The sequence below is a fragment of the Nocardioides sp. B129/18 genome (genome assembly GCF_055282735.1).
This window is the reverse complement of the sequence record NZ_JBUZJI010000037.1, coordinates 12,471-23,216: the sequence shown is the minus strand read 5'-3', so window position 1 is coordinate 23,216 and position 10,746 is coordinate 12,471. Positions and strand designations below refer to the sequence as shown.

At 74.2% G+C, this 10,746-nt stretch carries 14 protein-coding genes; 9 read left to right on the top strand and 5 right to left on the bottom strand.

What is annotated here, in order from left to right; translation table 11 throughout:
• The 5 genes from ACZDWJ_RS18615 to ACZDWJ_RS18595 form a co-directional block, all read left to right on the top strand.
• A partial coding sequence (locus ACZDWJ_RS18615) for a hypothetical protein (RefSeq protein ID WP_463523476.1) occupies positions 1–184 on the top strand: 184 nt, incomplete at its 5' end.
• Positions 185–240: 56 nt separating this feature from the next.
• Complete coding sequence (locus ACZDWJ_RS18610) at positions 241–399, top strand: DUF4177 domain-containing protein (RefSeq protein WP_153321726.1); 159 nt, start codon at positions 241–243, stop codon at positions 397–399.
• A gap of 4 nt (positions 400–403) precedes the next feature.
• Positions 404–868, top strand: a complete 465-nt coding sequence (locus ACZDWJ_RS18605) for a RidA family protein (protein WP_463523474.1) — start codon at positions 404–406, stop codon at positions 866–868.
• A gap of 3 nt (positions 869–871) precedes the next feature.
• On the top strand, positions 872–1,738 hold the full coding sequence (locus tag ACZDWJ_RS18600) for an NUDIX hydrolase (protein ID WP_463523472.1): 867 nt from the start codon (positions 872–874) through the stop codon (positions 1,736–1,738).
• Complete coding sequence (locus ACZDWJ_RS18595; protein ID WP_463523470.1) at positions 1,735–2,574, top strand: MBL fold metallo-hydrolase; 840 nt, start codon at positions 1,735–1,737, stop codon at positions 2,572–2,574. Before ACZDWJ_RS18600 ends, ACZDWJ_RS18595 begins: the two co-directional genes overlap by 4 nt.
• An 88-nt stretch (positions 2,575–2,662) precedes the next feature.
• Here ACZDWJ_RS18595 and ACZDWJ_RS18590 read toward each other — a convergent pair whose 3' ends face one another.
• The 3 genes from ACZDWJ_RS18590 to ACZDWJ_RS18580 form a co-directional block, all read right to left on the bottom strand.
• The gene (locus ACZDWJ_RS18590; RefSeq protein WP_463523468.1) at positions 2,663–4,033 is read right to left on the bottom strand and encodes a WD40 repeat domain-containing protein; all 1,371 of its coding nucleotides are present in this window, start codon (positions 4,031–4,033) and stop codon (positions 2,663–2,665) included.
• Positions 4,030–4,551 carry a SigE family RNA polymerase sigma factor gene (locus ACZDWJ_RS18585; RefSeq protein ID WP_463523466.1) on the bottom strand — a complete coding sequence of 174 codons (522 nt, stop codon included), beginning with the start codon at positions 4,549–4,551 and terminating at the stop codon, positions 4,030–4,032. Before ACZDWJ_RS18585 ends, ACZDWJ_RS18590 begins: the two co-directional genes overlap by 4 nt.
• 143 nt (positions 4,552–4,694) lie before the next feature.
• Complete coding sequence (locus tag ACZDWJ_RS18580) at positions 4,695–5,372, bottom strand: Crp/Fnr family transcriptional regulator (protein WP_463523464.1); 678 nt, start codon at positions 5,370–5,372, stop codon at positions 4,695–4,697.
• Between the two features lie 233 nt (positions 5,373–5,605).
• Here ACZDWJ_RS18580 and nth point away from each other — a divergent pair, with 233 nt between their 5' ends.
• From nth to ACZDWJ_RS18560, 4 genes are read left to right on the top strand one after another with little or no spacing between them, the layout of a single operon-like run.
• Positions 5,606–6,262, top strand: coding sequence for an endonuclease III (nth, locus tag ACZDWJ_RS18575; protein WP_463523498.1), 657 nt, complete (start codon positions 5,606–5,608; stop codon positions 6,260–6,262).
• Positions 6,259–6,885 (top strand): TlpA disulfide reductase family protein, encoded by a 627-nt coding sequence (locus ACZDWJ_RS18570; protein WP_463523462.1) that lies wholly within the window; start codon positions 6,259–6,261, stop codon positions 6,883–6,885. The genes nth and ACZDWJ_RS18570 overlap by 4 nt, the downstream gene beginning before the upstream one ends.
• Positions 6,882–7,598 (top strand): NUDIX hydrolase, encoded by a 717-nt coding sequence (locus ACZDWJ_RS18565; RefSeq protein WP_463523460.1) that lies wholly within the window; start codon positions 6,882–6,884, stop codon positions 7,596–7,598. Before ACZDWJ_RS18570 ends, ACZDWJ_RS18565 begins: the two co-directional genes overlap by 4 nt.
• 25 nt (positions 7,599–7,623) lie before the next feature.
• The gene (locus tag ACZDWJ_RS18560) at positions 7,624–8,799 is read left to right on the top strand and encodes a MarP family serine protease (protein ID WP_463523458.1); all 1,176 of its coding nucleotides are present in this window, start codon (positions 7,624–7,626) and stop codon (positions 8,797–8,799) included.
• Positions 8,800–8,808: 9 nt separating this feature from the next.
• On the opposite strand, the gene ACZDWJ_RS18555 is transcribed toward ACZDWJ_RS18560, so the two are convergent.
• Both ACZDWJ_RS18555 and nhaA read right to left on the bottom strand, forming a co-directional pair.
• Positions 8,809–9,252, bottom strand: coding sequence for a phage holin family protein (locus ACZDWJ_RS18555; protein WP_463523456.1), 444 nt, complete (start codon positions 9,250–9,252; stop codon positions 8,809–8,811).
• Between the two features lie 23 nt (positions 9,253–9,275).
• Entirely contained in the window at positions 9,276–10,604 is a 1,329-nt protein-coding gene (nhaA, locus tag ACZDWJ_RS18550) for a Na+/H+ antiporter NhaA (RefSeq protein WP_463523454.1), read from the bottom strand.
• Positions 10,605–10,746: the final 142 nt, after the last annotated feature.

Sequence of the window (10,746 nt, the reverse complement as noted above, 5' to 3'; positions counted from 1 at the left end):
GGAGTCCGGCCGGACCAGCCGCCGCGGCGGGCTCGGGCTGGTGGAGGCCCTCGTCGGCTCCGGACTGCTGGCCGACAGCGTGTGGGTGTGGCTGGCGCGCCTGTGCGCGGTGGTGTTCGTGGCGGGCGTCGTGCTCACGAACCTGGGCTGGCGGCGTCAGAAGGCGGCCGCTGCCGCGCCCTGAGCGCGCCGCCCGTGCCCGGCCGTGAGCCGGCTCACGGCCCGAGTAGGGTGCCGAGCATGACCAAGTGGGAGTACCTCACCGCGCCGATCCTCACGCACGCGGCCAAGCAGATCCTCGACAACTTCGGCGCCGACGGGTGGGAGCTCGTGCAGATCGCGCCGGGCATGAACCCCGAGAACCTCGTCGGCTACTTCAAGCGCCCGATCGAGGGCTGAGCCGATGACCGCGACCCCCGAGGAGCGCCTGGCCGAGCTCGGGCTCGCCGTGCCGGAGGTGGCCAAGCCCGTGGCCGCCTACGTGCCCGCGGTGCGCTCCGGCTCGCACGTCTTCACCTCCGGCCAGCTGCCGATGCGCAGCGGCGAGCTCATCGCGGTCGGCAAGGTCGGCGGCGAGGTCACCGCCGAGGAGGCCTACGACTGCGCGCAGCAGTGCGTCCTCAACGCCATCGCCGCCGTCCGCGCCGAGATCGGCGAGCTCTCCCGCGTGCGCCGCGTCGTCAAGGTCGTCGCGTTCATCGCCTCCACCCCCGACTTCACCGGCCAGCCCGGCGTCGCCAACGGCGCCTCCGAGCTGCTCGGCAAGGTCTTCGGCGACGCCGGCGTCCACGCCCGCTCGGCCGTGGGCGTCCCGGTGCTGCCGCTCGACGCGCCCGTCGAGGTGGAGCTGATCGTCGAGGTCGACTGACCCGTGCGGATCCCCCTGCCCCCGGTGCCGCTGCCCGACGCCGTCGTCGAGACCGCGCGCGCCTTCGAGTCCGGTGAGCGCGAGGCGGCCGCCCCGCGCGACGCCGCCACCGTCGTCCTGATGCGGCCCGGCGCCGACGGCCCCGAGGCCTACCTGCTGCGTCGTCACGTCTCCATGGAGTTCGCCGGCGGCATGGCCGTCTTCCCCGGCGGCGGGGTCGACCCGCGCGACTTCGACGCCAGCGTCGGCTGGGCTGGGCCCTCGCCCGCCGTCTGGGCCGAGCGCCTGGGCTGCAGCGAGGAGCTGGCGCGGGCGCTGGTGTGCACCGCCGTCCGCGAGACCTTCGAGGAGTCCGGCGTCCTGCTCGCCGGGCCGTCGGCCGACGCCGTCGTCGCCGACACCACCGCGGAGGACTGGGAGGCCGACCGCGTCGCCCTCGAGGGCCGCGAGCTGGCCCTCACCGACCTCCTCATCCGTCGCGGGCTGGTGCTGCGCACCGACCTCCTCGGGGTCTGGGACGCCTGGCTGACGCCGGTCTTCGAGCCCAAGCGCTACCGCACCTGGTTCTTCGTGGCGCTGCTGCCCGAGGGCCAGGTGACGCGCGACGTCTCCACCGAGTCGTCCTCGGTCACCTGGCTGCCCGCACGGCAGGCCGCCGACCAGGCCGATGCCGGCACGCTGGCGATGATGCCGCCCACCTACCTCACGTGCCTGGAGATCGGCTCCTTCGCCGACCCCGACGCGGTGCTGGCCGAGGCCGCCGGCCGCACCGCCGCGATGTTCTGCCCCAGCGTCGAGCCGCTCGGCGAGGGCTGGACGCTGTCGATGCCCGACCGCATGCGCGCGCTCGTGGCGGCGCGACGCTCGTGAGCACCCCCGTGCCCCCGCCCGTCCCTCCGCTGGGCTCCTGGACCGGTGGCGTCTTCGGCGAGCGGGCGCGCTGCGTGCTCGCGCCCAACGCCGACATGATGACCCTCGACGGCACCAACACCTGGGTGCTGCGCGAGCCGGGTGCGCGGCGCAGCGTCGTCGTCGACCCCGGGCCGGCGATCGAGTCCCACCTCGACGCGATCGCCGAGGCCGCCGACGGCTCCGTCGGGCTGGTGCTGCTCACCCACCACCACCACGACCACGCCGAGGCCGCGCGCGCCTTCGCCGAGCGGATGGGCTGCGGCGTCCGCGCCCTCGACCCCGCGCTCACCCTCGGCGGCGAGGGCCTCGACGACGGCGACGTCGTCGAGGTCGAAGGCCTGGAGGTGCACGTCGTCGCCACCCCCGGCCACACCGCCGACTCGCTGTCCTTCTTCGTGCCCGCCGACGCCGCCGTGCTCACCGGCGACACCGTGCTCGGCCGCGGCACCACCGTCGTCGCCCACCCCGACGGCCGCCTCGGCGCCTACCTCGACTCCCTCGACCGCCTCCACGCCCTGGCCTCCGAGCGCGAGCTCGCCGGCATCTGGCCCGGCCACGGCCCGGTCATCTCCGACGCCCTCGCCGCCCTCGACCACTACCGCGCCCACCGCCGCGACCGCCTCGCCCAGGTCGAGGCCGCGCTGGCCTCCCTCGCCGCGTCCTCCTCCGACACCCTTGCCGCCGACGACCTGCCCCGCCGGGTCGTCGAGATCGTCTACGCCGACGTCGACCCGGTGCTGTGGGGTGCTGCCGAGCTGTCGGTGCGTGCGCAGCTCGCGTATCTGGGGCGATAGGGGCGTGCAGGTTTCCCCGGTCGACCGGGGAAACCGTCGGATGACGGGCGAAGCCTCGCCCGTCATCGGAAGGCTTTGCCTGTCCTGATCAGCGCGGATCGACGTCGATCGGCCGCGACGAGCGGCGCCGGCCGCGCAGTCGGCCGAGCGCCAGCACCAGCAGCGCGAGGCCGACGGTGACGCCGACGACCGTCCACACCCTGCGTTCGTCCGACCACGGCCAGTCGGGCGCGGGACGGGACACGACGACGCGATCCGGCGTCACGAGGTCGGTGGCGATGCTCAGCGAGTCCGGTGCCTGGCCGTCGATGCGACCGACGAGGCGGCTGCTGGTGGCGCCGAGCACCATCATCCGTGCGCTCGTGCCGTCGGGTGCGTCGACGACGGCGAGGAGGTGCTGCTCGTCGACCCAGGCAAGAGGCCGGCCGAGGCCTCGGCCGTCGTCGGGGAGAGGGATCCTGCGGGAGTCTGCGCTGCCATCGGCAGGGATGATCCGGATCGCTGGCGAGGCGACGACGCCCATCGCGAAGCGCGCACCGGTCGCATCGGGGATCAGCCGGGTGCCGATCGCCGAGATCGGGCCGACCGCGCGGTTGCGACGCAGGCCCCGGTCGTCGATGATCCAGGCCGCCCCGCCGCCGGTCACGCGCGTGAGCCCCGCGTCGGTGATGCCGACGGCGAGCTGGTCGGTGGTGACGCGATAGGCCCGAGGGGTGCGGCGGGAGGCGAGATCGATCCGGCCGGCGACCCCGCTCAGGCTGCCCATCGACTCGGCGGTCCACGAGCCCAGCCGCACGCCGCCCCAGCCGATCCAGCGCTCGTCGGGCGACCACGCGATCGCCGACACCGCCGTGCCCTCCTCGCCGCGCAGCGGGTAGCCGACGACGCCCCCGTCGGTGAGGTCGAGGACGTTGACGCCGCTGGGGATCGGGGCGGTCGCGGCGTCCGGCCCGAAGGTCGCCCAGGAGTAGGCGAGGTAGCGACCCGAGGGGGAGAGCGTGATCGTCGGGGTGACGAGCCCGCCGTCGCCGAGACGGTTCGCGCCCAGGTAGTCGGGGAGGTCGAGCAGGTGGTACGCGCCGTCGTCGGCGCCGACGACCACCGGCAGGCCGTCCAGCGTGCGCCACGCGGCCGCGCCGCGACCGATCTCGAGATCGCTCTCGATGCGCCTGCCGCCCCGCCAGCCGCCGTCAGCCTGTCGCCGGCCGAGGAAGCCGGGGATCGCGTGGAGGTGGTCGGGCACGCCGAGGACGTCGCCGGTGCCGGCCACCTCGGCGCGCGACGTCCCGTGCCAGCCGGCCACCAGGCCGGCGGTGCCGCCGAGCAAGGCCAGCACCAGGACGCCGATCGCAGCGCGGTCGCGCAGGCGGCGGCGTCGGCCCCGGCGCCAGAGATCATCGCCGATCCTCAGCGTCGGGACGGGGACGGCGTCGAGCCGCTCGCGCAGGTCCTCGCTCATCGCAGGTCCTCCTGGAGGTCGAGGGCGCCGGGCGCCAGCTCGGGGGCGAGCGCACGGAGACGCGCGGTGGCCTGGCGGGCGATGGACTTGACCGTGCCGGGGCGGATGCCGAGCACGTCGGCCACCTGCGCCTCGGTGAGGTCCTCGGCGTAGCGCAGCACGACGACGGTGCGCTGCCGAGAGGTCAGTCGCGCCAGGGCCCGGACGAGGTCGGCGCGCAGCTCGACGTCCTCGCCGCGCGTCGGCCGGTCGTGCCAGGCCTCGAGCGGCTGCTCGGCCACATGGCGCCGCGAGCGCCACCACGAGACGTTCGCGGTGTAGAGGACGCGGCGGGCGTAGGCCTCGGGGCGCCCCTCGATGCGCTCCCAGTGCCGGGCGGTCTGCACGAACGCGTGCTGGAGGAGGTCCTCGGCGAGGTGGATGTCGCCGGTGAGGAGGTACGCGGCGCGGCTCAGCTGCGGCGTCCGGGCTCGGACGAACGCCTCGAACGCGGCCTCGCGCTCGCTCGTCGCGGTCATCTCGACCACCTCCTCATCGACCTAGACGTCGTCGAGGTGATCCGCGGGGGTCATCAGGTCAGGGGAAACTTGCCGTTGTCGGGGGAGACTTCCCCTGACAACGACAGGTTTCCCCGGTCGACCGGGGAAACCTGCACGGCGCGTCAGCGCGCGCGGCGACCCAGACGCTCGACGTCCATCAGGACGACGGAGCGGGGCTCGAGGCGCAGCCAGCCACGGGAGGCGAAGTCGGCGAGGGCCTTGTTGACGGTCTCGCGGGAGGCGCCGACGAGCTGGGCGAGCTCCTCCTGGGTGAGGTCGTGGTGCACGTGGACGCCGTCGTCGGCGGTGCGGCCGAAGCGGTCGGCGAGGTCGAGGAGCGCCTTGGCGACGCGGCCGGGGACGTCGGAGAAGACGAGGTCGGCGACGACGTCGTTGGCCTTGCGCAGGCGGCCGGCGAGCTGGGCGAGCAGGCCGCGGGCGACGACGGGGCGACCCTCGAGCCAGCGCAGGAGGTCCTCGTGGGACAGCGAGGCGAAGGTGGTGTCGGTGACGGCGGTGACCGTGGCCGAGCGCGGGCCGGGGTCGAAGAGGGAGAGCTCGCCGAACATCTGGCCGGGGCCGAGGATCGCCAGCAGGTTCTCGCGGCCGTCGACGGAGGTGCGGCCGAGCTTCACCTTGCCGTCGAGGACGATGTAGAGCTTGTCGCCGGAGTCGCCCTCGTGGAAGAGCACCTCGCCGCGTCGCAGTCGGCTCTCGGTCATCGAGGAGTGCAGCGCCGCGGCCGCCTCGTCGTCCAGAGCGCTGAACAGCGGTGCCTGACGCAACACGTCGTTGTCCACCGGGTGCCTCCATCTCGGTTCGGGGCCGCTCGCGTGGGAGCGAGGACCTGCCGCAGGCGATCCTAGCCAGTGGAATTGCTCACAGCAGCGCTTGGGGCGGGCGCGTCCTCGGATCGGCCGCGGATTGCGGGGGCGCGACGGGCTTGTCGGTGCCGCGCCGTAGGCTGGCCGACGTGCCTGCAGCCCCCGTCGACGAGAAGCCGCCGACCACGCTGGTGCGGCGGGCCCGCAAGATGCACCGCGTCCTGGCCGAGACCTATCCCGACGCGCACTGCGAGCTCGACTTCGACGACGCCTTCCAGCTGCTCGTCGTCACGGTGCTCTCCGCGCAGACCACCGACAAGCGCGTCAACGCCGTGCGCCCGACGCTGTTCGCCGCCTACCCCGACGCCCGCGCGATGGTCGCGGCCGACCGCGAGACCCTCGAGGGCATCGTGGGTCCGCTCGGGTTCTTCCGCGCCAAGACCGAGTCGCTGCTCAAGCTCTCCGCGGCCCTCGTCGAGCACCACGACGGGCAGGTGCCCGGGCGCCTGAAGGACCTCGTCGACCTCCCCGGCGTGGGCCGCAAGACCGCGAACGTCGTGCTCGGCAACGCCTTCGACGTCCCCGGCATCACCGTCGACACCCACTTCGGCCGCCTCGCGCGCCGCTTCGGCTGGACCGAGGAGACCGACCCCGTCAAGGTCGAGCACGCCATCGGGGCGCTGTTCCCGCGCCGTGACTGGACGATGCTCAGCCACCACCTCATCTGGCACGGACGCCGTCGCTGCCACGCCCAGAGGCCGGCCTGCGGCGCCTGTCCGATCGCCCGCTGGTGCCCGTCCTACGGCGAGGGCCCCACCGAGCCGGAGGTCGCCGAGAAGCTGGTGCGCACGGAGGGCCGCGCGTGAGGTCCGCGCGGCTGGCCGCCGCGCTCGGCGCCGTGCTGCTCCTCGCGCCGCTGGCCGCGTGCGCCCCCGGCACCGACGTCACCACCACCGGCGCCCCGCGGGCCGCCGCCATCGACGTCGACACCCCGACGCTGCGCCGCGAGAAGGCCGCCGCCGGCATCGCCGCCTGCCCGGCCACCCCCGACGCCGCCGTCGAGGGCGGGCTGCCGCAGGAGACGCTGCCGTGCTTCGGCGGCGGACGCGGCGTCGAGATGGCCCGCCTGCGCGGCCCGCTCGTGGTCAACGTGTGGGCCTCCTACTGCGCCCCGTGTCGCACCGAGATGCCGCTGCTCGAGCAGTTCCACCGCCGCTACGGCGCGAAGGTCGGCGTGCTCGGCGTCGACTTCCAGGACCCCCAGACCGAGTCGGCGATGGCGCTGGCCCGCCGCAGCAAGGTCACCTATCCGCTCGTCGCCGACACCCAGGGCGTCTTCGCCAGCGCCCGGCCGGCGCGCGTCATCGGCCTGCCCACCACGATCCTCATCGACGCGCAGGGCCGGGTGAGGCGCGTCGAGGCCGTCGAGCTGACCTCGGTGCAGCAGCTGGTCGACCTCGTCCGCGAGCACCTCGGGATCGCGCTGTGAGCGCCGACGCCACCCCCGGCGCGGCCCCCGCGTGGCTCGACGTCGTCCGCGACGGCGCCGCCAGCATCACCGGCGAGCAGCTGACGCGGTTCCTCCCGCCCGCCGACGGCTCCGCGCGGCAGGGCGCGGTGCTGATGCTCTTCTCCGAGGGCGCCCGCGGCCCCGAGCTGCTGCTCACCGAGCGCTCCCACACGATGCGCTCGCACCCCGGCCAGGTCTCCTTCCCGGGCGGCAGCCTCGATCCCGGCGAGGGCCCGGTCGAGGCGGCGCTGCGCGAGGCCGAGGAGGAGGTCGGGCTCGACCCGTCGGCCGTCGACGTCATCGGTCGGCTGCCGCAGCTGTGGCTCCCGCCGAGCAACTTCGCCGTCACGCCGGTGCTCGGCTGGTGGGCGCGCGCGAGCGAGGTCGGCATCCGCAGTCCCGAGGAGGTCCACGCCCTCCACCGGGTCTCGGTCGAGGAGCTCGTCGACCCCGCCCACCGCATCACCGTGCGACACCCGCGCGGCTTCCTGGGTCCCGGCTTCCTGATCGGACCGCGCAAGGACGTCATCCTCTGGGGCTTCACCGGCGGCATCATCGCCCGGTTCCTCGACCATCTCGGCTGGACCCGGCCCTGGGACGAGACTCGCGTCCGGGAGCTCCCGTCGTACATGCTGGCCGCCGATCCGCGGCCCATCCCCGACGAGGACGACCTCCCCGTCGAGGACATCTGAGCCCCACACCACCCTAGGAACCTGCGTGAACCTCCTCGACTGGCTGCTGGTGCTGCTGGTGCTGGCCTATGCCGTCTCGGGCTACTGGCAGGGCTTCGTCACCGGCGCCTTCGCCACCGTCGGCCTGCTGGTCGGCGGTGCGCTCGGCGTGTGGCTCGCGCCGCTGGCGCTGGGCGCCGCGCGACCCTCGCTCGCGGTCTCGCTGGGCGCGCTGTTCATCGTCATCCTCTGCGCCTCGCTGGGCCAGGCCGGCCTGCAGTACCTCGGCGCGAAGGCGCGCGCCCACATCCGGTGGCAGCCGGTGCGGGCGCTCGACGCCATCGGCGGCGCCGCGCTGAGCGCCGTCGCGGTGCTGCTCGTGGCGTGGGCGCTCGGCGTGGCCGTGTCCGGCTCCCGCATCGCCGGCGTCACGCCGTTGGTGCGCAGCTCCACCGTCCTGGGCGAGGTCGACCAGGTCCTGCCGCGCGACTCCGCGAGCCTGCTGCGCTCCTTCAACGACGTCGTGGGGGAGAGCTTCTTCCCCCGCTACCTCGAGCCCTTCGCGCCCGAGCGCATCGTCGAGGTCGCGCCGGGCGATCGCCGGATGCTGGCCCGCGCCGACGTCCGCACGGCCGAGCGCAGCGTCCTGAAGGTGCGCGGCACGAACCGCTGCGGCCGCGGCGTCGAGGGCTCGGGCTTCGTCTACGCCCCGAACCGCCTCATGACCAACGCCCATGTCGTGGCCGGCGTCATGGACCCCGACGTTATCGTCGGCGACCGCACCGAGCCGGGGCGCGTCGTCTACTACGACCCGCAGGTCGACCTCGCCGTCATCGCCTTCGACTCAGGCGACCGTCGTCCGCTGGCCTTCGACCGCTCGGCCGCCGCCAAGGACCCCGTCGCGATCCTCGGCTACCCGCAGGACGGACCCTTCGACGCCCGCGCCGGCCGCATCCGCGCCGAGCAGCGGCTGCGCTCGCCGAACATCTACGGCGACGGCACCGTGATCCGCGAGGTGTTCTCGCTGCGGGGCCTGGTGCGACCGGGCAACTCCGGTGGCCCGATCCTCACCTCTGCGGGCGAGGTCGCGGGCGTCGTGTTCGCCGCGTCGGTCACCGATCCGCAGACCGGCTACGCCCTCACCGCCGACCAGGCCGCGCGCAGCGCACGGCAGGGCCGCGCCGCCGACCAGACGGTCTCGACGGGCGGCTGCGCCAGCTGAGGCGAGACCTCAGACGCGGGGGACCGCCACGCCGTGCTCGGACGGCGAGGCCACCTCGCGGCTGATCGCCGGGCCGATCTCACGCGCCTGGTCGATCGCCCGGCTCGGGCCGCTGACCCGCTTGACCATGCGCACGCCCACCAGCACCGCGACGCCGGCCAGCAGCGCGTAGAAGCCGGTGACGATGAGGAACGCCCAGTGCAGCGCGAGGCCGTGGCCGTTCCAGTTGATGAAGTAGGCCACCGTCACCGACAGCAGGATCAGCACCATCACGCCGAGGAAGGCCGCGACGGCGAACAGACCGGCGCCGATGCCGCCGTACTTCACCCCGGGGACGACCTGGAGCTTGGCGAGCTCGATCTCCTTCTGGACGATGAGCGTCAGGTCGGCCCGGATGTCGTGGACGAGCCTTCCGAGGGTGGGGTCGGTGTCCTTGGCCTCGTCGAGGGACATGCGGGGGCTCCGTTCGCCGTTGACTACGACGCCGACCCTACAGAACCCTCCGGGGCGACCTGATACACGTCCGGCACCCCGTCCCCGTCCTCGTCGACGTCCTCGAGGTCGCACAGGCGTCGGTAGGTGCGGTTGCGCATCCGCAGCACCAGCGACGCCAGGGCGGCGGCCACCAGCGAGCCGGTCAGCACGCCGACCTTGACGTGCTCGTCGCGCACGCTGCCGGAGCCGAAGGCGAGCTCGCCGATGAGCAGGGAGACGGTGAACCCGATGCCGGCGAGCATCGCCATGCCGACGACGTCGATCCACGAGAGCTCGTCGTCGAGGTCGGCGCGGGTGAAGGTGGCCAGCAGCCAGGTGGAGCCCGCGATGCCGACGGTCTTGCCCACCACGAGGCCGGCCATGATGCCCAGGGCCACCGGGTCGCGCCAGGAGTCGACCAGGCCCGACCAGCCGCCGATCGTGACGCCGGCGGCGAAGAAGGCGAAGAGCGGCACCGCGACGCCGGCCGACAGCGGTCGCACGACGTGCTCGAGGTGCTCGGCCAGGCCGGGACGGTGGTCGTCGCGGTCGCGCCGCAGCACGGGCACCGTGAAGGCCAGCAGCACGCCGGCCACCGTCGCATGGACGCCGCTGGCGTGCACCAGCCCCCACGTCAGCAGCGCCAGCGGCACCAGCAGCCAGCCGCGATGGACGCGCCGCTGTACCAGCACCCCGAACGCCGCCAGGGGCACCAGGGCCCCGGCCAGCCAGACGAGCTGGAGGTCGGCTGTGTAGAAGATCGCGATGATCGTGATCGCCAGCAGGTCGTCGACGACCGCCAGCGTCAGGAGGAAGGTGCGCAGTCCCGAGGGCAGGTGGGTGGAGATCACCGCGAGCACGGCCACGGCGAACGCGATGTCGGTGGCGGTGGGGATCGCCCAGCCCCGCAGGTCGCCGTCGCCGAGGACGTTGACGGCGACGAAGACCAGCGCGGGCGTCACCATCCCGCCGACCGCGGCGGCCACCGGGAGCGCGGCGCGACGCGGATCGCGCAGGTCGCCGGCGACGAACTCGCGCTTGAGCTCCAGGCCCGCGACGAAGAAGAAGATCGCGAGCAGGCCGTCGGCCGCCCACGTGCCCAGCGAGAGGTCGAGGTGCAGGGCGTGCGGGCCGACGGTGAGGTCGCGCAGGTCGTCGTAGGCCGAGCTCCAGGGGCTGTTGGCCCACACCAGCGCCACCACCGCCGCGATGATGAGCAGGACGCCGCCGGTGGTCTCGGCGCGTAGCACCGCGGCGATGCGCGAGGACTCCCCGTAGGTGCCCCGGGTGAACAGGCGGGCGGTGCGGGCGGCGGTGCGGCGGACGACCACGGGCGGCTCCAGACGTGGTGAGGGGTCGGGCGAACGACGCCGACCAGACTTCCCGGCACACCGGGAGTCAGCCTATCGGGCTGCGGCGACGGGCGGGACCCTCCTCAGGAGGGATCGCGGCCCAGCAGCCGCAGTCGGGGGT

Coding starts and splice junctions, on each gene's coding strand:
- ACZDWJ_RS18590 (WP_463523468.1), bottom strand. CDS start 4,033: ATGAGCGAGGACCTGCGCGAGCGGCTCGACGCCGTCCCCGTCCCGACG.
- nth (WP_463523498.1), top strand. CDS start 5,606: ATGCACCGCGTCCTGGCCGAGACCTATCCCGACGCGCACTGCGAGCTC.
- ACZDWJ_RS18585 (WP_463523466.1), bottom strand. CDS start 4,551: ATGACCGCGACGAGCGAGCGCGAGGCCGCGTTCGAGGCGTTCGTCCGA.
- ACZDWJ_RS18605 (WP_463523474.1), top strand. CDS start 404: ATGACCGCGACCCCCGAGGAGCGCCTGGCCGAGCTCGGGCTCGCCGTG.
- ACZDWJ_RS18555 (WP_463523456.1), bottom strand. CDS start 9,252: ATGTCCCTCGACGAGGCCAAGGACACCGACCCCACCCTCGGAAGGCTC.
- ACZDWJ_RS18610 (WP_153321726.1), top strand. CDS start 241: ATGACCAAGTGGGAGTACCTCACCGCGCCGATCCTCACGCACGCGGCC.